The 23,045-nt window shown below is 29.1% G+C and carries 26 protein-coding genes; 12 read left to right on the plus strand and 14 right to left on the minus strand.

The features are described 5' to 3' along the window. Positions 1 to 5: 5 nt before the first annotated feature. Genes R3X25_RS08380 through R3X25_RS08395 form a run of 4 tightly spaced genes read right to left on the minus strand, consistent with a single transcriptional unit; the run spans position 6 to position 4,015 of the window. Complete coding sequence (locus R3X25_RS08380; RefSeq protein WP_317673778.1) at positions 6 to 1,421, minus strand: SDR family oxidoreductase; 1,416 nt, start codon at positions 1,419 to 1,421, stop codon at positions 6 to 8. Further along, a complete protein-coding gene (locus R3X25_RS08385) occupies positions 1,422 to 2,039 on the minus strand; it encodes a flavin reductase family protein (RefSeq protein WP_317673780.1) in 618 nt (205 codons plus the stop codon). It abuts the gene before it with no gap. Further along, entirely contained in the window at positions 2,039 to 3,352 is a 1,314-nt protein-coding gene (locus R3X25_RS08390) for an ABC1 kinase family protein (protein ID WP_317673782.1), read from the minus strand. The genes R3X25_RS08385 and R3X25_RS08390 overlap by 1 nt, the downstream gene beginning before the upstream one ends. A gap of 6 nt (positions 3,353 to 3,358) precedes the next feature. Further along, on the minus strand, positions 3,359 to 4,015 hold the full coding sequence (locus R3X25_RS08395; RefSeq protein ID WP_317673784.1) for a TetR family transcriptional regulator C-terminal domain-containing protein: 657 nt from the start codon (positions 4,013 to 4,015) through the stop codon (positions 3,359 to 3,361). 172 nt (positions 4,016 to 4,187) lie between these two features. Here R3X25_RS08395 and R3X25_RS08400 point away from each other — a divergent pair, with 172 nt between their 5' ends. From R3X25_RS08400 to R3X25_RS08450, 11 genes are all read left to right on the plus strand, one after another. After that, positions 4,188 to 4,601 (plus strand): 6-pyruvoyl trahydropterin synthase family protein, encoded by a 414-nt coding sequence (locus R3X25_RS08400; RefSeq protein WP_317673786.1) that lies wholly within the window; start codon positions 4,188 to 4,190, stop codon positions 4,599 to 4,601. Beyond that, complete coding sequence (gene folE, locus R3X25_RS08405; protein ID WP_317673788.1) at positions 4,564 to 5,265, plus strand: GTP cyclohydrolase I FolE; 702 nt, start codon at positions 4,564 to 4,566, stop codon at positions 5,263 to 5,265. Before R3X25_RS08400 ends, folE begins: the two co-directional genes overlap by 38 nt. A 2-nt stretch (positions 5,266 to 5,267) precedes the next feature. Beyond that, positions 5,268 to 5,489 carry a hypothetical protein gene (locus R3X25_RS08410; protein ID WP_317673790.1) on the plus strand — a complete coding sequence of 74 codons (222 nt, stop codon included), beginning with the start codon at positions 5,268 to 5,270 and terminating at the stop codon, positions 5,487 to 5,489. A gap of 10 nt (positions 5,490 to 5,499) precedes the next feature. Continuing rightward, complete coding sequence (locus R3X25_RS08415) at positions 5,500 to 6,183, plus strand: SDR family oxidoreductase (RefSeq protein ID WP_317673792.1); 684 nt, start codon at positions 5,500 to 5,502, stop codon at positions 6,181 to 6,183. Positions 6,184 to 6,270: 87 nt separating this feature from the next. Then, complete coding sequence (locus R3X25_RS08420; RefSeq protein ID WP_411556577.1) at positions 6,271 to 6,756, plus strand: glutathione peroxidase; 486 nt, start codon at positions 6,271 to 6,273, stop codon at positions 6,754 to 6,756. Beyond that, on the plus strand, positions 6,756 to 7,217 hold the full coding sequence (locus tag R3X25_RS08425; RefSeq protein ID WP_317673794.1) for a TspO/MBR family protein: 462 nt from the start codon (positions 6,756 to 6,758) through the stop codon (positions 7,215 to 7,217). Before R3X25_RS08420 ends, R3X25_RS08425 begins: the two co-directional genes overlap by 1 nt. Before the next feature lie 3 nt (positions 7,218 to 7,220). Further along, on the plus strand, positions 7,221 to 7,703 hold the full coding sequence (locus R3X25_RS08430) for an SRPBCC family protein (protein ID WP_317673796.1): 483 nt from the start codon (positions 7,221 to 7,223) through the stop codon (positions 7,701 to 7,703). A 45-nt stretch (positions 7,704 to 7,748) separates the two neighbouring features. Further along, positions 7,749 to 8,240 carry a CIA30 family protein gene (locus R3X25_RS08435; protein ID WP_317673798.1) on the plus strand — a complete coding sequence of 164 codons (492 nt, stop codon included), beginning with the start codon at positions 7,749 to 7,751 and terminating at the stop codon, positions 8,238 to 8,240. Positions 8,241 to 8,558: 318 nt separating this feature from the next. Continuing rightward, complete coding sequence (gene nifJ / locus R3X25_RS08440) at positions 8,559 to 12,089, plus strand: pyruvate:ferredoxin (flavodoxin) oxidoreductase (protein WP_317673800.1); 3,531 nt, start codon at positions 8,559 to 8,561, stop codon at positions 12,087 to 12,089. A gap of 69 nt (positions 12,090 to 12,158) precedes the next feature. Then, positions 12,159 to 12,533, plus strand: a complete 375-nt coding sequence (locus tag R3X25_RS08445) for a HEPN domain-containing protein (RefSeq protein ID WP_317673802.1) — start codon at positions 12,159 to 12,161, stop codon at positions 12,531 to 12,533. Between the two features lie 61 nt (positions 12,534 to 12,594). After that, positions 12,595 to 13,770: a GlmU family protein gene (locus R3X25_RS08450; protein ID WP_317673804.1), complete on the plus strand. Its 1,176-nt coding sequence runs from the start codon at positions 12,595 to 12,597 to the stop codon at positions 13,768 to 13,770. A 48-nt stretch (positions 13,771 to 13,818) separates the two neighbouring features. On the opposite strand, the gene R3X25_RS08455 is transcribed toward R3X25_RS08450, so the two are convergent. From R3X25_RS08455 to R3X25_RS08470, 4 genes are read right to left on the minus strand one after another with little or no spacing between them, the layout of a single operon-like run. Then, positions 13,819 to 14,535 carry a head GIN domain-containing protein gene (locus R3X25_RS08455; protein ID WP_317673806.1) on the minus strand — a complete coding sequence of 239 codons (717 nt, stop codon included), beginning with the start codon at positions 14,533 to 14,535 and terminating at the stop codon, positions 13,819 to 13,821. Between the two features lie 10 nt (positions 14,536 to 14,545). Continuing rightward, a complete protein-coding gene (locus R3X25_RS08460; RefSeq protein WP_317673808.1) occupies positions 14,546 to 15,616 on the minus strand; it encodes a DUF4097 family beta strand repeat-containing protein in 1,071 nt (356 codons plus the stop codon). Continuing rightward, a complete protein-coding gene (locus R3X25_RS08465) occupies positions 15,600 to 16,142 on the minus strand; it encodes a hypothetical protein (protein ID WP_317673810.1) in 543 nt (180 codons plus the stop codon). The genes R3X25_RS08460 and R3X25_RS08465 overlap by 17 nt, the downstream gene beginning before the upstream one ends. Then, positions 16,132 to 16,680 carry an RNA polymerase sigma factor gene (locus R3X25_RS08470; protein ID WP_317673812.1) on the minus strand — a complete coding sequence of 183 codons (549 nt, stop codon included), beginning with the start codon at positions 16,678 to 16,680 and terminating at the stop codon, positions 16,132 to 16,134. The genes R3X25_RS08465 and R3X25_RS08470 overlap by 11 nt, the downstream gene beginning before the upstream one ends. Before the next feature lie 238 nt (positions 16,681 to 16,918). Here R3X25_RS08470 and lon point away from each other — a divergent pair, with 238 nt between their 5' ends. After that, positions 16,919 to 19,372: an endopeptidase La gene (lon, locus tag R3X25_RS08475; RefSeq protein ID WP_317673814.1), complete on the plus strand. Its 2,454-nt coding sequence runs from the start codon at positions 16,919 to 16,921 to the stop codon at positions 19,370 to 19,372. Between the two features lie 47 nt (positions 19,373 to 19,419). On the opposite strand, the gene R3X25_RS08480 is transcribed toward lon, so the two are convergent. The 6 genes from R3X25_RS08480 to ruvX all read right to left on the minus strand — a co-directional run bounded on the left by R3X25_RS08480 (position 19,420) and on the right by ruvX (position 22,991). Beyond that, positions 19,420 to 20,151 (minus strand): SDR family NAD(P)-dependent oxidoreductase, encoded by a 732-nt coding sequence (locus R3X25_RS08480; protein WP_317673816.1) that lies wholly within the window; start codon positions 20,149 to 20,151, stop codon positions 19,420 to 19,422. Beyond that, a complete protein-coding gene (locus R3X25_RS08485; protein WP_317673818.1) occupies positions 20,151 to 20,606 on the minus strand; it encodes a DUF1801 domain-containing protein in 456 nt (151 codons plus the stop codon). Before R3X25_RS08485 ends, R3X25_RS08480 begins: the two co-directional genes overlap by 1 nt. Positions 20,607 to 20,747: 141 nt before the next feature. Further along, positions 20,748 to 21,527 (minus strand): nucleoside triphosphate pyrophosphohydrolase, encoded by a 780-nt coding sequence (gene mazG / locus R3X25_RS08490; RefSeq protein WP_317673820.1) that lies wholly within the window; start codon positions 21,525 to 21,527, stop codon positions 20,748 to 20,750. A 1-nt stretch (position 21,528) separates the two neighbouring features. After that, on the minus strand, positions 21,529 to 21,951 hold the full coding sequence (locus R3X25_RS08495; protein ID WP_317673822.1) for a DUF5606 domain-containing protein: 423 nt from the start codon (positions 21,949 to 21,951) through the stop codon (positions 21,529 to 21,531). 3 nt (positions 21,952 to 21,954) lie between these two features. Beyond that, positions 21,955 to 22,542, minus strand: coding sequence for a peptide deformylase (gene def, locus R3X25_RS08500; RefSeq protein WP_317673824.1), 588 nt, complete (start codon positions 22,540 to 22,542; stop codon positions 21,955 to 21,957). A gap of 38 nt (positions 22,543 to 22,580) precedes the next feature. Then, positions 22,581 to 22,991 (minus strand): Holliday junction resolvase RuvX, encoded by a 411-nt coding sequence (gene ruvX / locus R3X25_RS08505; RefSeq protein ID WP_317673826.1) that lies wholly within the window; start codon positions 22,989 to 22,991, stop codon positions 22,581 to 22,583. Between the last annotated feature and the right edge of the window lie 54 nt (positions 22,992 to 23,045).

A 23,045-nucleotide genomic window follows, 5' to 3' on the forward strand; every position in this document is an offset into this window, starting at 1 on the left:
TTAAGTTAAACTAACTTCGAAATCATCCCATTAAAAACAAACCAGTGAAAAGGTGTTATGGCATACCAATATAAACGTCCTGCAATACCTTGTGGTCTAAAGGTTGCTGTTTGGTATAGCGTATTATTTTCTATTTTAAATTCTAACCAAGCTTCACCAGGAAGTTTCATTTCGGCATATAATAATAGTTTTTTAGCTTCTTTGTTTACATAAATTACACGCCAAAAATCTAAAGAATCTCCATTATTTAATTCTGTTGGGTGCGTGCGTCCTCGTCTTAAACCAATTCCTCCAAAAAATTTATCTAAATAACCTCGTAATTTCCATAGAAAAGTGCCATAATACCAACCATTTTTACCTCCAATAGACCAAATTTTTTCTAATGTATAGTTTTCATTTTTTATAGTACGTTGTTTTTTATCTTTAAAACAACCGTATGTTGGTACATTAATATGTTTGTGTAAATCACTTACTAAAGCACTGCTAATAAAAGAATCTTTCCAACTAGAAACAATGCTATTTTGCTCAATTTTTACAAAAGCATTTTCTACAGCTTCTTTGTACGAAATAGGTTTAACTTTTAACTGCTGATAAATATTACTAGGTTTACCAATAATTTCTATACCCATACTGTTAACCAATGAGGCTGCAAGTTTGTAAGAAGTTGAAGTAACAAAATAAAGCCAATAAGACGATAGTTTTGGAGTCATTAAAGGAACGGTAATAATATGTCTTTTTAAACCTCTAATTTCTGCAAACTGTAACAGCATTTGTTTATAGGTAAGTATTTCTGGACCAAAAATATCAAACGATTTGTTGTATAATTCTTTTTTTCCGTTCGCTCTTTGTAAGAAGGTTAATACATCTCTAATAGCAATTGGTTGAGTTTTAGTATTTAGCCATTTTGGCGTAATCATAAAAGGTAGTTTTTCAACCAAATCTCTAATAATTTCAAAAGATGAACTTCCAGAACCAACAATAATACCTGCTTTAAAAGTAGTTAATGCATAATTGTTTGAAGCCAACCTGTTTTCTACATTTTTACGAGATAGTAAATGTTTAGACAGTTTTGTGTCGTTTGTAATTCCGCTTAAATAAATTACTTGTTTTACTGCAGTAGTTTCTATATAGTTTTTAAAGTTTTGAGCACATTTTTCTTCTAGTGTATGAAATTCTGTTGAAGAATTAGACATAGAGTGAATTAAATAATAAGCTGTATCAATATTTTTTGGAATATTATTGAAAGTTTCTGGTTTTAAAAAATCAACTTCAACAATAATTATGTTATCATCATTTATAAAATTTTTGGGAACTCTATTTTTATCGCGTACAGTGCAAACAATGCTATGGCCATCACTTAATAACAGTGGTATTAAGCGTTTTCCAATATAGCCGGTTGCTCCTGTAACTAGAATTTTCATTTATTTTATAGGTCTTTGGTACTCAAAACGTTCTTTTAAAGTTGGAATGGCATAACCATTTAATCCATTTATAGTTGCAATATTTCCTTCAGATAAATTAACAAAACCATCCTCTTTTATAAGTTTTTCTTCAATATACAACTCTTGAATTTCCCCTACAATAAGTTTTGTGTTATTTGATTTAATATCATACTCTTCAACATATTTCATTCCAATTTGAATTGGACAATCTTTTACATAAGGCGCAAAGTAGTTGTTTTTATAATCTGTTTCTAAATTAGTAACATCAAATTCAGAAATATCACTTTTATATTTAGCTGATGTGTGGTGCGCATCTTTTAAAATCTCCTTATGAATATGATTAATAGTATAAAAACCCGATTCTAAAATGTTTTCATAGGTGTTTCTAGGAACTGTTGTTGGTCTTAAAATAAAACCTAATAATGGCGGTGCAGAACCTAAATGAATAATTGAGCTAAAAATAGCAACATTAGTGTTGTTTTTGTAAGATTTTGTTGCAATTAAGTTGGCTGACTTATAGCCAGCACAACTATTAATTAAGTTTATTTTATATAAATGATTTAATCGATTAATATCATCAATATTAAAATGCGTCATTATAAATTTTTAAAATTATTAATATGAACTTCGGTTGCTTTTAAATCGAACATTAAATTATACAATCCAAAAAAGGTTCTGTTGATATAAATAAAATGTTTAGAGCCTCTGTTTCCGTTCATTTTTTTAAGTTCAGTGTTTTTTGAATAACGTTCGCCCAATTCTGCAATTTTTTTAAAGAAATTTGCATCAGAAAAATCAAAAACTTCTTGGTGAAAAGGTTGCGTAAACAAGCTTAACATATCGTGAAACATTGCTGTAAAAAAGGCTAATTCTTCTTTAGAATCGTCTTCTCTTAAAATCTCTAATTCAAATAGTTTTTGTTCAAATAATGTTGGATTGTTTATGTTTTCTTTTTTAGCCAATTCAAAATAAGGAATGTAAAAATCATTAGGAATGGTTTTCATACAGCCAAAATCCAACGCAATTAAATTAGCTTCTTTAGAAATTAAAAAGTTACCAGGATGCGGATCGGCGTGTACTTTTTTTAATGAATGAATTTGGTACATATAAAAATCCCATAAGGCTTGCCCCAATTTGTTGGCTTTATTTGTGTTGGTATTATGCGCTGTAAATTCAGACAAATGTTCTCCGTGCATCCAATCCATTGTTATAATTCTTTCTGAAGAATATTCCTCATAATATTTTGGAAACTTTAAGTTAGGTATGTGTTTACAAGCTTCAGAAATTTCCTTACTTTGTTTTATTTCAATTAAATAATTGGTTTCTTCAATTAGTTTATCTTCAACTTCTTTAAAATATTTATCAGAATCTTTTCCTTTAATGTTGAACATACTAATAGCAATTGGTTTTACCATTGTTAAGTCGCTTGAAATACTATTTGCAATGCCAGGATATTGAATTTTTACGGCTAAATTTTTACCATCTTTTACTGCTTTGTGCACTTGACCAATACTTGCTGCGTTTACTGAATTGGCATTAAATGTGTCAAAAATTTCATTTGGAGATTTTCCAAAGTACTTTTTAAATGTTTTAACAACTAAAGGAGCTGACAAAGGCGGAACAGAAAATTGAGATAAAGAAAACTTTTCTACATAAGCTTGTGGCAAAACACTTTTTTCCATACTCAACATTTGAGCAACTTTTAATGCGCTGCCTTTTAACTTTTTAAGTCCATCATAAATATCTTCAGCATTATTTTTGTTTAATTTTTCTTTAGCTTCATCCTCGGTATTTACTAGTTTATCTCCGTAATACTTTAGGTAATTCATACCAACTTTTGCACCAGTTTGCACTAGTTTAGAAGCTCTATGAATTTTAGAAACGGGAATTGTATCAATTGTTTTTAGCATAGTTTATTAGTTTATGTTCATTTTTTCTTTGTATAAAAATTTACCCAAATCTATAATGCTTTTTAAAGGTGTTGAGTCTATAACATCAAAGCTGGTATTTACAGATTTTTCAATAAAAATATCTGTTTTTTCAAAGGAAGCAGAAGTGTCGTTCATCCAAAATTTCAACGTTATTAAAAGTTGAATCCAAGCAGACTCTTTAATGCTTTTTTGCTGAATTTGAGCAATGTTTTTTTGTTTTAAATCAATTGTTTCAATTTCAAGACTATCAATATAATTTGTAAAACTAGTTTTAAGGCTAGACAATACATCTAATTTTTTTAAATCTAACTTTTTAGAATCTAAAGTTGCAATAACATAACTTCTGTTGGCGGTTAAGTTTTCGAAAAATGTATAATAGAAACTTAACAACTTATTGCGAGCATCAAAAGTTTGGTAGTCCTTACTTTTTTCTAGAATTGAAATGGTGTTTTTGAAAAACGTATTGAAAATTTCTTTTTCAATAGCTTCAAACGACCCAAAATAGTTGTAGAAAATAGCTTCTTCAAATTTGTTTTCTTTAGCAAAAGTGTAAACAGAGCTTGGTTTTGTGTTATGCTCTAAAACATAGCTCATATACAATGTTAAAATTTCTAACGCGTTTATTTCTTTCTTTTTTGACATTTTTACTTAATTTTATATTGTTTAATGTAAATATAAACAAATTAAACAAAAAATAATAACTTACAAGTTAATTAACTATGTTAAATGTTTATTAAAGCATCAATAAAATTGATTGTGTATTGTTGAATGTTAACTTAAAATGTTTAACTTTGTTTAAATAATAATAAACAAAATGAATTTTAAGGTAGCAATATCAAGAAGAGAACATTTTAATTCGGCTCATAGATTACATAATAAACATTGGTCTAATGAAAAGAATTTAAAAGTATTTGGTAAATGTAACAATCCAAATTACCACGGTCATAATTATGAATTAGAGGTAAAAGTTATTGGCACGGTTAATGAACAGACTGGTTATGTTATAGATACCAAACTGCTATCGGATTTAATAAAAAAGTACGTGCTTGATAAATTTGATCATAAAAATTTGAATTTAGATGTTGCTGAATTTGAAAATTTAAATCCAACTGCTGAGAATATTGCAATTGTTATTTATAACATATTAAGACCTTATATAGAGGAAAACTACGAACTAAAAATTAAGCTTTATGAGACACAACGAAACTTTGTTGAATATCCCTACTAACGGAACTGAACTGAACGGTTTTACTTTTGATGAAATAGGAGATGATCATTTATATACTGGAATAGAAACTCCTTTAACTGATAATGCTTTTGATATTTCAGATGAAGAAAAAAAAGAAAAAATAGCCGATTTATTTTCACAAATTATGGAAGTTATGGGCTTGGATTTAACAGATGACTCCTTAAAAGGAACACCTAAAAGAGTTGCTAAAATGTATATTGAAGAAATTTTTTCGGGTTTAAATCCTGAAAACAAGCCTAAAATAGCATTGTTTGAAAATAAATATAAGTACAACCAAATGTTGGTTGAAAAAAACATACAATTTTATTCAAATTGTGAACATCATTTTGTGCCAATTTTTGGAAAAGTTCACGTGGCGTATGTTTCTTCGGGGAAAGTTATTGGGCTTTCAAAAATTAATAGAATTGTGCAATATTTTGCAAATAGACCACAAGTACAAGAGCGTTTAACCAATCAAATTGCATTAGAACTTTCAAGTATATTGGAAACAGATGATATTGCAGTAATTATAGATGCAAAGCATTTGTGCGTTGCCTCTAGAGGTATTAAAGATGATTCTTCAGCAACAGTTACAAGTTACTATGGAGGTGTTTTTAATACACCAGAAAAAATTGTAGAACTTCAAAATTATTTAAAATTATAAGTATGGAATTAATAGAACAAGCGTTAGAATTTGAAAAACGTAAACTTTCATTAAAATCTACGAACGATAGAATAATTGCTTCAAAAAAAGTTAAAGCACTAATATTAGGAATAAACGAGGTTTACAAAAAAACAAAAAATCCTGAATTAATGGATATGATGAAGCGCTTAACTGTGATTAAGAAAAAAATTGAAAAACGATTAAAATTGCGCATTACCGTTTAAAATAGAAAGTATGAAAACAATTCTAATAGTTGGAGGTAGTAAAGGTATAGGGAAAGAAATATCTAATCTACTAGTAAGTACTAACAAAATAATTAATATTAGTAGAACTAGGCCAGAACTTACGCATCAAAATTTAACACATTTTGGTTGTGATATTTTAGCTGATGAATTACCTGATTTAGATAGTGTTGATACACTTATTTACTGTCCTGGTAGTATTAATTTAAAACCTTTTGAACGTTTAAAAATAGAAGATTTTAAAACTGATTATGAGTTGAATTTTATAGGAGCAGTAAAAGCTATTCAAAAGTATTTGCCAAATTTAAAACAAGTAGATAATTCGAGCATCTTATTATTTAGTACTGTTGCTTCAAAATTAGGAATGCCATTTCACGCAAGTGTTGCAAGTGTAAAATCTGCTGTTGAAGGTTTAGTAAAATCTTTAGCTGCCGAATATGCTCCAAAAATAAGAGTAAATGCTATTGCACCAACGGTTACTGATACAACTTTAGCATCTAAATTATTAAGAAACGATAGGCAAAAGGAACAAATGATTGAAAGACATCCGCTAAAAAAATATTTAACTTCTAAAGAAGTTGCTGAAATGGCTTCGTATTTAATTTCAGAAAAAGCAGCATCTATGTCAGGTCAAATTTTTGAAATGGATTGCGGAATTACTACATTTAAAAGTTAATTTAAAATAAAACGAATGAAAATAGCAGGTTTAGTAACAAGTATAATACTTTCAGTATTTTTTATAAATAAAACAACTACAACAAAAATGGATAAAATGGAGCAATCATCATTATATGCTATTTCAATTAATAGTATTACAGGTGAACAGATTAACCTAAAAGATTTTAAAGGTAAAAAAATATTGTTTGTAAATACAGCTTCAAAATGCGGGTTTACAAAACAGTATGAAGATTTAGAAAAATTGCACAAAACCTATAAAGATAAATTGGTTGTTATAGGTGTACCTTGTAATCAATTTGGCGGGCAGGAGCCAGGAACTTTAACAGAAATTCAAAATTTTTGTAAAGTTAACTATGGAGTAACATTTTTAATGACTGAAAAGATTAATGTAAAAGGTGATGACCAACATCCACTATATGCTTGGTTAACAAAAAAAGAATTAAATGGCGTAAAAAGTTCATCTGTAAAATGGAACTTTCAAAAATATTTAATTGATGAAAACGGAAAGTATATTGATTTTTATTACTCATTAACAAATCCAATGAGTAGTAAAATTACAAAGCAACTATAATGAAACAATTAATGTGGTTAGTATTATTTTTAATAATAAATTTCGCAGCGCTTGGTATAGGTAGCTGGTTAATGAATAATGGTCCAACATCGGGTTGGTACTTAACTTTAAATAAAGCGCCCTGGACACCACCAGGATGGGTTTTTGGTGTAGCTTGGACAACCATAATGATTTGTTTTTCAGTATACTTATCGTATCTAGTAACTGTAAAAGAAACAAATACCTTTTGGGTTTTGTTTAGTATTCAATTTTTGCTAAATGTATCTTGGAACTTTATATTTTTTAATCAACATGCTATAGGATTAGCCTTAATAGTAATTATTTTACTCACTGTAATAGTTGGTTATTATTTGTTCAGTTTTCTTTCTGAAATGAAGTATAAATCAATTTTGATAGCGCCTTACTTTATATGGTTATTGATTGCAACAAGTTTAAATGCTTACTCTTATTTAAAAAATTGATTTATGAATTTTAGTACAAAAGGAACTGTTTATCGTTTGTCTTCAAAACAAAAATTACCAATTTCTGTAAATGAAGCTTGGGAGTTTTTGTCAAGTCCAAAAAATTTAAAAACAATTACGCCAGATTATATGAGTTTTGATATATTATCTGGAGCCGAAAAACCAATGTTTGCAGGGCAGATAATACAATATATAGTAACTCCAATATTAGGTATTAAAACAAATTGGGTAACCGAAATTACACACGTTGTAGATAAAAAGTATTTTGTAGATGAGCAACGTTTTGGTCCTTATGCACTTTGGCATCACAAACATTTTATTAAAGAAATTGATGGTGGTGTTGAAATGGAAGATATTATAGATTATAAAATACCTTTAGGTTTTTTAGGTAGGTTAGTACATCCAATTATAGTAAAACCAAAGCTTACTGAAATTTTTAACTACAGAACTAAAAAGCTGAATCAATTATTTGGAACATATAAATAATAGTATATGTATTTAGTTCAATCATTTTTTATAACACTTTTAATAATGAATACTTTAACCATTTTTGATTTTAAAAAACAAAGTAATACTTCAGATTGGAAAATTGTAGATGATGTGGTTATGGGAGGAAAGTCTAATGGAAGTTTTTATTTAGATACAAATGGAAATGGAGTTTTTGAGGGGAATGTTTCTTTAGAAAACAATGGAGGATTTTCATCGGTAAAATATCAATTTGAACAATTAAAAGTTTCGAAATACAAAAAAATCATACTTCGTGTAAAAGGTGATGGTAAAAAATATCAACTTCGATTTAAACCAGATAAATATCATCAGTTTGCGTATACTACACGTTTTCAAACAACAAAAGATTGGCAAAGTATTGAAATTTTGTTTTCAGAATTAGAGTCAACATATAGAGGTCGAAAATTAAATTATCCAAATTTCCCAGGTCAAGAATTAGAAGAGATAGGATTTTTGTTTGGAAATAAAAAGAATGAAAATTTTAAACTTTTAATTGATAAAATTGAAATAGAATAATTTTCTTTTTTTGATATAAAACTACAATAAAAGACACTTAAATTTCCTTAATAATTCAAGTTAACGGATTGTTAAAAATGTTACACAAGCTTTATTAATTGGTTAACCAAACAGGTAAACCACATGTTAATCAGTACTTTAAAACCTTTATTTTGATTAATTCTAAATAAATTTCATTCGATTTTAGCTGACATATATCAGTATAAGTCTTGTTTTGTTCTTCTAAATTTACAGAACTAAAATAAATAATTGAATTTAATAGTTTGTAACAATTCCTGAATCTTTACTGCAAATTATTTTATGTAAATACAAAATAAAATGAAATTAAAAACAAAAAAATTAATTTGTGATGCTAATGAGGCGGTTGCTAGAGTAGCTCACAAAACAAATGAAGTTTGTGCAATTTACCCTATTACACCAGCATCACCTATGGGTGAGCATGTTGATGTTTATAGTGCAAAAGGACAAGAGAACATTTGGGGTGATGTTCCTAGAATTATTGAAATGCAAAGTGAAGCCGGAGCTGCAGGTACAGTTCATGGATCATTACAAGGAGGAGCATTAACAACTACATTTACAGCATCACAAGGTTTATTATTAATGATACCTAATATGTATAAAATGGCTGGTGAATTATTACCAACTGTAATACATGTTGCTGCAAGAACTATTGCAACACACGCTTTATCAATATTTGGAGACCATTCAGATGTTATGGCAGCTCGTCAAACAGGATTTTCAATGTTATTTGGAGGTTCAGTTCAAGAAGCTCAAGATTTTGCTTTAATTGCTCAAGTAGCAGCTTTAAAAAGTAAAGTTCCTGTTATGAATATTTTTGATGGTTTTAGAACTTCTCACGAAATTTCTAAAATTGATGCTATTCCTGATGAAGTAATTAAAGCAATGATGCCAGAAGAGGAAATAATGAAACATAAAAAGAATTCATTAGATCCAGATAATCCAGTATTAAGAGGTACAGCTCAAAACCCAGACGTATTTTTCCAAGCGCGTGAAGCTGCAAATAAATATTACGAAAAAGTTCCTGGAATAGTACAAGATACTATGGATGAGTTTTATAAACACACAGGTAGAAAATACAGTATATTCTATTATGTAGGTCATCCTGAAGCAGAAAAAGTAGTTGTAGTTATGGGGTCTGGTCAAGGTCCAGTAATGGAAACTATAGATACTATGGTAGAAAATGGTGAAAAAGTTGGAGCATTATTTGTTAGACTATATCGTCCATTCTCTGTAGAAAACTTTATTGAACAAATGCCAAAAACAGTTAAAAAAGTAGCTGTTTTAGATAGAACAAAAGAACCTGGTAGTGTTGGAGAACCACTTTATCAAGATGTTGTAACATCTTATGTAGAAATGGGTGTTGAAATGCCTTCAGTTGTTGGTGGTAGATATGGTCTTTCTTCAAAAGAATTTACACCATCAATGGTGAAAGGAATTTTTGATGAATTAGATAATAATACTCCAAAAAATCACTTTACAATTGGTATTAATGATGATGTAACACATACAAGTTTACCTTACGAATCAGGATTCCAAACTAAAAAATCTACATTTAACTGTATGTTCTATGGTTTAGGATCTGATGGTACTGTTGGGGCAAACAAAAACTCAATTAAAATTATTGGTGAAACTACCGATAATTTTGTACAAGGATATTTTGTGTATGACTCTAAAAAAGCGGGAGCTCAAACAGTTTCTCACTTACGTTTTGGTCCAGACCCAATTTATTCTAATTATTTAATTACAACAGCAAACTTTATTGCTTGTCATCAATTTAGTTTTATTCATAAATATGATGTATTAGATCATATTAAAGAAGGTGGAACATTCTTATTAAATTCACCTTACGATAAATATAAAGTATGGTCAGAGTTACCAAGTACAATGCAGCAAACTATAATCGATAAAAATATTGATTTTTATGTAATTGATGCAACTCAAGTAGCTCAAGATGCAAAATTAGGTAAACGTACAAATACAGTATTACAAACTTGTTTCTTTGCTATTTCTGGAGTACTTCCAAAAGACGAAGCAATTAAGAAAATTAAAGAAGCTATTGTAAAATCATACTCTAAAAAAGGTGATGCGGTAGTACAAATGAACTTTAACGCAGTAGATAAATCATTAGAAAATTTAGAAAGAGTTGAATATCCTCATCATGTAACTAATGAAGATGGATTATTACCAATGATGGATGAAAAAGCGGATGATTTTGTAAAAGAAATTTTAGGTACCATTTTAGCTGGTAAAGGAGATTCACTTCCTGTAAGTGCTTTTGCACCTGACGGAACGTTCCCAACAGGAACAACTCAATACGAAAAACGTGGTATTGCAGATGCCGTTCCAACTTGGGATGATGCAGATTTATGTACACAATGTAATAAGTGTGTTAACATTTGTCCTCATGCAGCAATTAGAGCTAAAGTAGTTTCAAATGATTTATTAGCCGATGCTCCAGAAGGATTAAAATATGTACCAGCAAAAGGTAGACCATTTGATAAAGAAACTGAAAGTTATGTATTACAAGTTTCTCCTCAAGATTGTACAGGTTGTGATCTTTGTGTGCAAGTTTGTCCAGCAGAAAGTAAAGAGGTTGAAGGCTTATTTGCAATTAACTTACATAAAAAACTAGAAGTAGAAGAAGTAGAAAATAAAAACTGGGATTACTTTATTGATTTACCAGATTATGATAGAAAAGAGCTTAAAACTAGTACTGTAAAAGGTTCACAGTTCTTACGACCATTATTTGAGTTCTCTGGAGCTTGTTCTGGTTGTGGTGAAACACCTTACATTAAACTAATTACTCAATTATTTGGAGATAGTATTATGATTGCAAATGCAACAGGATGTTCTTCAATTTATGGAGGTAATTTACCAACAACACCTTATACAACTAATAAAGATGGTCGTGGACCAGCTTGGGCAAACTCTTTATTTGAAGATAATGCAGAGTATGGATTAGGTATGCAATTAGCTTTAACTAAAAAACAAGACATTGCTGTTGGTTTATTAAAACGTTTAGAAGACAAAGTAGGAAGTACTTTAGTAAATGATATTATCTCTAACACTGAAGATACAGAAACTTTAAAAGAGCTTAAATTAGATCATATTGCTGAATTAAATGAAAAACTTGATTTAATAGCTACTCCTGAAGCTAAAAAACTTAAAAATCTTTCTGAATATTTACGTAAAAAAGCGGTTTGGATATTTGGTGGAGACGGATGGGCTTATGATATAGGTTACGGTGGTGTAGATCACGTATTAGCTTCTGGTGAGAATATTAACATTTTAGTAATGGATACTGAAATTTATTCTAACACTGGTGGACAAGCATCAAAAGCGACACAAACTGGAGCAAGTGCTAAATTTGCTATGAATGGTAAATTAAGTAATAAGAAAAGTTTAGCATTACAAGCAGTTTCTTATGGAAATGTTTATGTAGCTCAAATAGCAATTGGAGCTAAAGATATGCAAACATTAAAAGCTATTGAAGAAGCAGCAGCTTATCCAGGACCATCTATTATTATAGCTTACTCACATTGTGGAGATCATGGTTATGATTTAAAATTTGGAGCAGCACACCAAGAAAAAGCGGTTGAAACAGGTTATTGGCCATTATTTAGATTTAATCCTTTAGCACCTAAAGGAAAGAAATTTAAATTAGATTCTAAAGCACCTTCAGCTCCGCTAGAAGAATTCATGTATCAAGAAACTCGTTTTACAAGAGTTGTAAAAGATGATGCAGAACGTGGAAAAATGTTACTAGATAAAGCTCAAGAACAAGTAGAAGTTCAATGGGAAAGACTAGAGTTGTTTAAAAATTTATAATAAATTATAAATACATAAGTGCTGCACGTAATTTCGTGCAGCACTTTTTTTTAATATTAAAATAAAATTATGGAAACTAGAGCACAAGCTTTCTTTAAAAAAGCAAATGAAAAGTTAGTTGAGGCAAAAGAAGAACTGTTTAAGCCTTCAGAAGATTTAGTAAGTTATTCTGTATGTAAAAATGCCCAAATTTCTATCGAAAATTATTTGAAAGGTTTTTTAATAAAAAACAATGTAAACGTTACAATAGAAGATACTATTGAAAGTTTATACAATAAATGTATTGAAGTTGATAAAGATTTTAAAAAAATAGATATGAAAGCTGTTAGCTGTCGTGGTCATAAAATGGATTCTCGTTATTGTACAGACGTAGAAACTATTAGTGCTTGTTTTGATACAGCTGATAATATAGATACTTACTTAAAAAAAATTAAAGCTATCTAAAATACTTTTTACATTTGAGAACGTAAAAACTTACCGTACATTTGTGTAAACCTAATTTATTATGAATTACATTCTGTTTGATGGTACGGTACGCAATGCTCTATTGCCTTTAACTTATACAAAACCAGTTGCTGAATTACGTGTAGGAATTCTAACTATTCGTGAAAAATGGGAAAACTATCTTGGTTTTACTACCACAACACTTACTGAAGATTATTTGGAAGAAAAATTTCCAATGGTTGAAATGGAGCAAAATATTATGATAAATGCTTCGTTTTTACCAACAAAATTATTGGTTGATAAGATTAAAGAATTAAAAGAAAATGAAGCAATATTTTATGAAGAAGAAGTTGTTGCGTTTTATACTACAGATACTCAAGAAGAAGTAGATTTTGATTCCTATAAGCAAATTGATTTTTCAGAAAAAGTACTTCAAATAAAAAATACGTGGGATATTTTTTCATTAAATAACAAAGCTATTCAACAAGATTTTGATTTTTTAACTGAAGGAAGAAAATCGCAACCAATCCCAAAAGGTGTTCAGTTTTTAAATAAAGAAAATATTTTTATTGAAGAAGGAGCAGAGATCTTATTTTCTACCTTAAATGCTACTGATGGTCCTATTTATATTGGTAAAGACGCTACAATTATGGAAGGTTGTTCGGTAAGAGCGCCATTTGCATTAGGAGAGCATTCAACGCTTAAAATGGGTGCTAAAATTTATGGAGGTACAACTATTGGACCACATTGTAAAGTTGGAGGAGAAGTAAATAATTCTGTAATTTCTGGATATTCAAATAAAGGACACGATGGATTTTTAGGAAATTCTGTTTTAGGTGAATGGTGTAATCTAGGAGCAGATACAAATACTTCAAACTTAAAAAATAATTATGCACCGGTGCGTTTATGGAGTTATGAGACCGAAAGTTTTGCAAAAACAGGACTTCAATTTTGTGGTTTAATTATGGGAGATCATTCTAAATGTGGAATAAATACTATGTTTAATACGGGAACTGTAATTGGAGTAAGCACCAACATATATGGTAGTAACTTTCCAAGAAATATTGTTCCTTCTTTTAGTTGGGGAGGAGCTTCAGGTTTTACAACCTATCAATTAAAAAAGGCTGCTGAAACTGCTAAAATTGTAATGAGCAGAAGAGGAATTGAATTAGACCAAGTTGAGGAACGTATATTAGAAAATGTATTTAATCTCTCTAAAAAGTATAGAAATTATTAAAAAAAAATCCTGCTTATTGCAGGATTTTTTTTGAGTTTATATTTTGAATTAGTTTATTTTTTTAAAACTTCCAGAACCAATTTTTGAAGATTTTTCAATTTTTGGATTTCCTAAATATCTAACATCTCCAGACCCAACAATACTTGCGTGTATTTCGTTTACAGCATGTACCTTTACGTTACCCGAACCGGCAATACTAATACTTACAATATCTGCTTTAAAATCTAAAGCATTCAAATTTCCAGATCCAGCAATACTTGTTTTTAAATTAGAAGTATTCCCTTCTAAATTTAAATTTCCTGAACCAGCTAAACTTGTTGAGGTTGAATTAGTGTCTACTAATAAATCAACGTTTCCACTACCAGCCATAGAAATTTTAAGTTCGTTTTGTTTTATAGTATCTTCAGAAAAAACATTTCCAGAACCTGCAAGTGATAGTTTTTCAAAGTCTTCAAAAGTTAGTTTAATTTTTATGCTTTTTGAAGGGCGAAGATTGTATTTATCTTTAGGTTTTATTTTTAAAGTACTTTGTTCTGTTTCTGTTATAATGTATTCTAATAAATTATCATCTGCTGTAATGGTGATATCTCCTTCGTTGTTTTTAATTAATTCAACATCAAAACTTCCTGAAATGGATATTTTATCAAAATTTTTAACAGATCTAGTTTCAGTTTTAATAGTTCCACTTCCTTTAATTTTTTTGTTCCATTGTGCGTTTACCGATACGCAAATAACTAGTGCCAAAATTGTTGTTAAAATTCTCATGATTTGTAGTTTAGTTTTTTAATGAAATACTTCCGTAGCTTGTTTTAATATGTATAGAGCTTTCAGAGTTTTCAGTTCCATAATATCCTTCATAATATTTTGAAGTATTTTCTTTAATTTCTTTGTTAAAAGTAAATCCGTCTCTGTAAGAGAATCCACCATAGCTTGTAGATGCAGTAATATTAAAATTAGCATTATCAGGAATTCCAACTTTTACGCTTGTATATTCAGCCTTTACTTTTAGCGTTTTAAAATTTTCACCTAAATTGTCAATATGTATACCACCATAATCTACATCAAAATCACCTGATCCACTTAACTTATTTATTTTTATAGAAAGGTAATCCGTATTTCCAAAAGCGTTACCTGCATTGTCAATTTTTAAACTTCCATAATCACAGTTAAAATCTAAATTTGTTACCATTTCAAAAGAAATGTTTGAATAATCGGCGTTTAAGTTTGTTCTACCAGAGCGTTCAATATGCAGTGTAGAATAATCGGCATTAATATCACCATCTTTCATAAAATCTATTTGAGATTTATTAGTGTAATCTATATTAATGTTGTTTTTAGAGTTTAGTAACTCTCCAATATTTAGTTTACCGTAATCAACATCAAATTTAGTTGTCCCTTCAATTTTGTCTAGGTTTACACCACCATAATCATTACTAACTTCTAAATTATTTGTAATAGGCATTTGAATTTGATAGTTAATTTCAATGTTTATGCTGTTTCTTTTTCCAAACCAACTCCAATAGCTAGTATTTTTTTCGATAATAGTTTTTGCAGAAACAAAACTTGAACTAGCATCAAAATCAACATCTATTTGATCGAGTCTTTGTTCAACTTTTTCTTCATCATTTCCATTTGTAGTAATGCTAACTTTAATTATAATTTGGTTGCTATTAGACGTTATTATATTTACATTACCATACTTGTTAGAAATTTCTAGGGTGGCATTTTTGGATACTTTAAACTCTTTATTTATTACTTTGTTTCTTGTATATTTTCCTTTTTCAGATGCAAATATGGTTAGTGGAACAAATAACAGAATAAGTAGTGTTTTATATATAAGTTTCATTGTTTTGTGTTTTTAATTGTTTAACATTTTCTATCTGCTGCATTAGTGTTTGTAATAGTTCAATACGTTGTTGAAAATTCGAAATCATAGCGTAAATAATTCGTTTATCTTCAGCACTTTCTTTGAGCTCTAGAGTAAGTATATGGTATTGATTTTCTAGTTTGTTAAGCTGATTCAAAGCATCGTTAATCAATTGCTCTGTATCAGAATTTTGTTCTGTTTTTATAGTTTGTAATTCTTTTTCAATAGTTGCTACAAAATAGCTTTGTGTTTCTTCCATTTCATTTGAAACCTGTGCTAATTCCATTCCGTTTGTTGAATTTAAATTTGATCCAATCCAAATACCAACCATTAAAATAATAGAAGCTGCAGCGGCAATACGCGCAAATAATGTTTTGATTGTAAAGTGTTGAGGTTTTACTGGATTCAGTTTTTCTTCAAACCTTTTAAAATGGCCAATTCTTGGTTCTTCAATATCAAATTGATTCTCAAATTTTTCGAAAATATGTTTTAAATTATCTGGCATATTCAGTAACTAATAATTGTCTTAATTTATTTTTTGCTCTTGAAACAGTAGTTCTACTGTTTTCATAACTTATATTCATTATTTGGGCAATTTCTTCATAATCATAGCCTTCAATTAAATTTAAAGTAAGCGCAACTTTATAATTGTTTTTTAGCTCTTTTACTTTATTAAGTATTATTTTAGGATTTAAATTATTGTAATCAATTGGTTCTTCTTCAATGTTTTTAATGTTTACTTTTTCTAAAGAAACGGCTTCAAATTTGTGATTCTTTTTTAATGCTGAAATACTTTTGTTAATTACTATTCTTTTTAACCAAGCTCCAAATGTTACTTTTTCGCTCCAACTATCTAATTTTGTGAAAGCTGCTAAAAATGATTCTTGCATAATATCTTCTGCTTCAAATTGATTGTTCACAATTCTATAAGCAGTATTAAACATAGCTTTGTAGTATAATTTATATACTTTAAACTGTGCTGATTTATCTCCTTTTTTACAGCGATAAATTAGTTGGTTGTTATGTTGATTTTCTACCTTCAAAAATCTGGTTTCTATTAAAAAGACAAACTATAATTTAATCTGTTACAGTTTTAATTAAAATTACTAAAAAAAATATGGTTGTACTTCTAATTTTTGGCATAACAATTGAAAAATAGTTAATAGAAATACATAAGAATATATTTTAAATTACTGTAAAACAGATAAATGAGTTATTTTTGTTAATTCTAAATTAAATACATAAAGGTTAGGAGTGACAAAATGACCCCAATAAAGAGATATGAGTAAATCAAATTTTATAAAATTAGACAATCTGTCATTAGAACATATTTTGGACGAAGATGCGGATTTAATACCGTTAATGACTCCAGAGGACGAGGAAGAAATTAATAATGAAGATGTTCCTGAAGTTCTACCAATTCTGCCATTAAGAAATACGGCATTATTTCCTGGTGTAGTAATTCCAATTACTGCAGGTAGAGATAAGTCTATTCAATTAATAAAAGAAGCAAATAAAGGAAGTAAAATTATTGGTATTGTAGCGCAAAAAAATGAGGCTGTTGAAGATCCAACTATAAATGATATTTATAAAGTAGGAACAGTAGCTAGAATTTTGCGTATGCTTAAAATGCCCGATGGTAATACAACTGTTATTATTCAGGGGAAAAAACGTTTTGAAGTAGAACAATTTGTAAAAGAAAAGCCTTATATACAGGCAATTACAAAGGAAAGAAAAGAAGATAGATCAGAAGAAAAAGACCCTGAATTTTTAGCTATTATCGATTCTATTAAAGAAATGGCGGTAAAAATTATTAAGGAAAATCCAAGCCTTCCTTCTGAAGCTTCATTTGCAATTAAAAATATAGAAAGTAATCCGTTTTTAATCAATTTTGTTTCTTCAAACATGAATTTAAGAGTGGAGGAAAAGCAAGAGTTACTTCAAGTAGATAACTTAAAGGAAAGAGCTTTATTGACTTTGCGTAAAATGGATGAAGAATTACAACGTTTAGAGTTGAAAAACGATATTCAGTCTAAAACTAGAACGGATATGGATCAACAACAACGTGAGTATTATTTACATCAGCAGTTAAAAACCATTCAAGAAGAATTAGGTGGAGTTTCATACGATGAAGAATTGGATGAAATGCGAGTAAAAGCTAAAACAAAAAAATGGAATAAAGAAGTTAAAGCTGCTTTTGAAAAAGAGTTAGGAAGATTACAACGTATGAATCCTCAAGTAGCTGAATATTCTGTTCAGCGTAACTATTTAGATTTATTATTAGAACTTCCTTGGAATGAGTACTCTGAAGATTTATTTGACCTTAAACGTGCTCAAAAAATATTAGATAGAGATCACTTTGGTTTAGAAAAAGTGAAGGATAGAATTATTGAGCATTTAGCTGTATTAAAATTAAAAGGTGATATGAAATCGCCAATTATTTGTTTATACGGACCTCCTGGTGTTGGTAAAACTTCATTAGGTAAATCTATTGCAGAATCATTAGGAAGAAAATATGTGCGTATGTCATTAGGTGGTGTGCGTGATGAAGCTGAAATTAGAGGACATAGAAAAACTTATATTGGAGCAATGCCTGGTAGAATTATTAAAGATTTGAAAAAAGCAGGAACTTCAAATCCAGTTTTTGTATTGGATGAGATTGATAAATTAGCAGGTTCTAGCCATAATGGAGATCCATCTTCGGCAATGTTAGAAGTTTTAGATCCAGAGCAAAATACAGCATTCTATGATAATTATTTAGAATTAGATTATGACCTTTCTAAAGTATTGTTTGTAGCTACAGCAAATAGTTTATCTACAATACCTTGGGCGTTGAGAGATCGAATGGAAATTATTAATGTTACTGGTTATACTATTGAAGAAAAGGTTGAAATAGCTAAACGTCATTTATTACCAAAACAATTAAAAGAACACGGTTTAACAAAAACTCATTTACAAATAGGGAAGAGGCAATTAGAAAAAATTGTAGAAGCTTATACACGTGAATCTGGTGTACGTGGTTTAGAAAAAATGATTGCAAAAATGGTGCGTTATGCAGCTAAATCTATTGCAATGGAAGAAGATTATGAAGTAAAGGTTTCTGTTGAAACTATTGAAAAAGTATTAGGACCATCTCATTTAGAACGCGATAAATACGAAAGTAATAATGTTGCAGGTGTGGTAACTGGTTTAGCTTGGACAAGAGTTGGTGGAGATATTTTATTTATTGAATCTATTATTTCTAAAGGGAAAGGTTTAAGTATTACAGGAAATTTAGGAACTGTAATGAAAGAATCTGCAACCATAGCAATGGAATATATTAAAGCAAATGCTGAAAGTTTTGGAATTAAACCAAAAGTTTTAGACGATTATAAAGTGCATATTCACGTTCCGGAAGGTGCAACACCAAAAGATGGACCAAGTGCAGGTATTACCATGTTAACATCTTTAGTTTCGGTGTTTACACAACGCAAGGTTAAAGCTCATTTAGCTATGACTGGTGAGATTACTTTAAGAGGTAAAGTATTACCAGTTGGAGGAATTAAAGAAAAAATATTAGCAGCTAAACGTGCAAATATTAAAGAGCTTATTTTATGTGCAAGCAATCAAAAGGATGTTGAAGAAATAAAAGCATCTTACTTAAAAGGATTGAAATTTCATTATGTAACTGAAATGAGTGAAGTTATAGATTTAGCACTTATGAAACAGAAAGTAAAAAATGCGAAGAAATTATAATTAGTAATTACTTGTAAATAAAAAAAGCAGCCAATTGGCTGCTTTTTTTATACATTTCTAACATCTAAAATAGTTCCGTTGGTTAGTTTTCCACTCATATCTAATTCGTATATTTTTTTAGCAACATAAGATGGAGAATAAAGTTGTCCTTTTTCGTGTAGGTCCTTAAATTTATCAAGTTTTTTAAATTGTTTTTTAGGTGTATTTCTTAATTCAGCTTGCATATCTGTATCTACAACTCCAGGGTAAATAGAAACTATACTAACACCGTTTAAGTTATCTTCTTGCTCTTTAGATACAACTTTGGTCATCATATCTAAACCAGCTTTAGACGAACAATATTTTGCCCAGCTTTCATAAGCAGAAACTGCTGCGCCAGATGAAATATTAAAAATTTGTTTTTTTGAAGTCCAATTTTTAGTATGCTTTATAAATTGCGATGTTAAAATTAAAGGAGCAATTAAATTTACAGATAATGCGTAATTTATATCTGAAGCTATAATATTTTCAATAGTGTTTACTTCTCCTAAATATCCAGCATTATTAATAAGTGTAATATTTTCAGTATTTTCACTATCTATATGTAAAAATATTTCGTTTAAAATAGGTTCAATATTTTCAAATTTACTTAAATCACATTGATATTGTTCAATGGAATATAAACGTTCAATTTTACTTCTAGAAATTGAAATTATTCGATAACCTTGTTTGTGGTATTCTTTAGCAAGTCCAAGACCTAAACCTTTGCTTCCGCCAGTAATAATTACTATTTTTTTCATTATTTTTTTACATTAGTTTCGTAAATGTTTATCCATTCATCTACTGTTATTTTTTGCATTAGTTCAGCAATTAGTTTAAAAGGAATTTCTTCAGCTTTTTTAAAACGAATACAGCTTTTTCCCATATCTAATTTACGTTTACAATATTTTGGGTATTCAGCAACAAACCAATCTAAAATTTCTTTGTTGGCATATATTCCTGAATGATATAAAGCAATAAAATTCTTTTGTGAAGCAATATTTGTAAAAGGTAATGGTAAAGTTGTATCACAATGGTAACCATCAGGGTAAATGCTTTTAGGTACTACATAACCTATCATTCCATAGCTCATTTGTTCTTCAAAACCTTTTGGAATATTATCTAAAATAGTTTGGCGTAGTTTTTTAAAATACGGAATTCTATTTTCTGGGATTTGAGCAATATACTCTTCTGGATTATTGGCTTTTAGTTGCATAGTTAATTTAGGATTGGTTAACTTGTCATTGCGAACATCGAGAAGCAATCTACTAAATATATACAGACAGATTTTTTCGTTGTTATATTCTTTGTAATGACAATTGTAAAATACAAATTAATTATGAAATGTCAAGAAGTATTATTTGTAGAACTTTTTAGATTCGTTCCAAAAAACATCCATTTCGGCTAAAGACATATTGTGTAATTCTTTACCTAATTTTTTAGCTTCTTTTTCTAAATATTGAAAGCGATTGATGAATTTCTTGTTGGTGCGCTCTAAAGCATTTTCAGGATTTACTTTAATAAAACGTGAATAATTTATCATTGAAAATAGAACATCTCCAAATTCCGATTCTATTTTATCGGTATTTCCTTTTTTAATTTCTTCGTTTAGTTCTGCAAGTTCTTCTTGTACTTTTTCCCAAACTTGTTCGGGCTTTTCCCAATCAAAACCAACGCCGGCAACTTTATCTTGTATTCTATTTGCTTTTACCAATGCAGGTAAAGATTTTGGAACACCTTCTAAAACCGATTTTTTTCCTTCTTTTAGCTTAATTTGTTCCCAATTCTTTTTTACATCTTCTTCGTTTTCAACATTTACATCTCCGTAAATGTGTGGATGACGTGTAATTAACTTATCGCAAATAGAATTGGCAACATCAGCAATGTCAAAGTCATTAGTTTCTGAACCTATTTTTGAGTAAAAAACAATGTGAAGCAGTACATCTCCTAATTCTTTTTTAACTTCCTCAAGGTCATTATCTAAAATTGCGTCACCTAACTCATAAGTTTCCTCAATAGTTAAATGACGCAATGATTGTAAAGTTTGTTTTTTGTCCCAAGGACATTGAGAGCGCAACTCGTCCATAATAGTTAACAATCTGTCAAAGGCTGCAAGTTGTTGTTCTCTTGTATTCATTTTATGCTTCTTCTTCAGTTATTTCTTCCTCTTCTTTAATAGCAGTAAAGTCAAAGTTTTTTGAAGCTAGTAAATTATACCATTGTAATACTTTTTTAATGTTAGAAGTATACACACGTTCTTCATCAAAATTTGGTAAAATTTCTCTAAAATATGAAGTTAATACTTTTCCACTTTCTTTATGGCTTAATGCTTCTTTTCCTGCTTCTTTTTCTCCAATAGATTTTAAAATAATACGTAAAGGAACTTCTTCTTCGTACGTATAAATAGCAATCTCGTTTAAAGCGCTAATATTGTGTGTAATAGTTACAGGAAATTTTTTGTTATCTAATAAAGATTGTACAATAATTCCACCTTTAGATTGTGCTTTAATTTCGTATAAACCTGGTTTACCGTTAATTGCTACTATATCTTTTAACTCCATAAATTATCTTCTTTTTAATGTAGGAAACTTCATTCTGTAATCAGCTTTTACTTTCCCTTTAGTAATGTTTTCTAATTTTTTCTTAATTAATCTTTTCTTTAATGAAGAAATTAAATCTGTAAATAAAATTCCTTCAATATGGTCATATTCATGTTGAACAACTCTCGCTGCTAAACCATCTAAAACTTCGGTGTGTTTTTCAAAGTTTTCATCTAAATATTCAATAGTAATTTTTTCTTCTCTAAAAACATCTTCTCTTACATCAGGTATACTTAAACAACCTTCGGTAAAAGGCCATTCATCACCTTCTTCTTTGGTAATTTTAGCATTTATAAATACTTTTTTATAATCAGCTAAAAATTTTTGATCTTCTTCACTTAAATCTGGATCTTCAGCAAAAGGAGAAGTGTCTACAATAAATAATCGAATTGCTTTACCAATTTGTTGAGCTGCTAATCCAACACCTTGAGCGTTGTACATAGTCTCTTTCATATTTTCAATTAACTCACTTAAATTTGGATAATCTTTATCTATGTCAACGCCAACTTTGCGTAAAACAGGATCTCCGTATGCTATTACTGGTAAAATCATTTCTTATTTATTTAAGAATGCAAAAATACGAATTAATATTATTTATTTGAAAGGTAAGTTTGTAAAATAATTGTAGCACTAATTTCATCAATCAAAGCTTTATTTTGGCGTTGCTTTTTTTTCAACCCACCATCAATCATACTTTGAAATGCCATTTTAGAGGTGAAGCGTTCATCTACTCTAACAACTTCAATTTTAGGAAAAGTACTTTTTAGTTTTTCAATAAATATTTTTATAAACTGCTCACTTTCACTGTGTTGATTGTTCATTTGTTTAGGTTCACCAACTACAAACAATTCAACATTCTCATTTTTTAGATAATTAGTTAAAAACGAAAATATTTCTTTGGTATTAACCGTTGTTAAACCAGATGCAATTATTTGAAAATCATCTGTAACAGCTATTCCTGTTCTTTTAGTACCATAATCAAAAGCTAAAATACGTGCCAAAATTTTACATAAGTTTTAAAAGTGTGCAAATTTAGTCATTTCTATTGACATAAG

The organism is Lutibacter sp. TH_r2 (assembly GCF_033101135.1).
Taxonomy (GTDB): Bacteria; Bacteroidota; Bacteroidia; order Flavobacteriales; family Flavobacteriaceae; genus Lutibacter.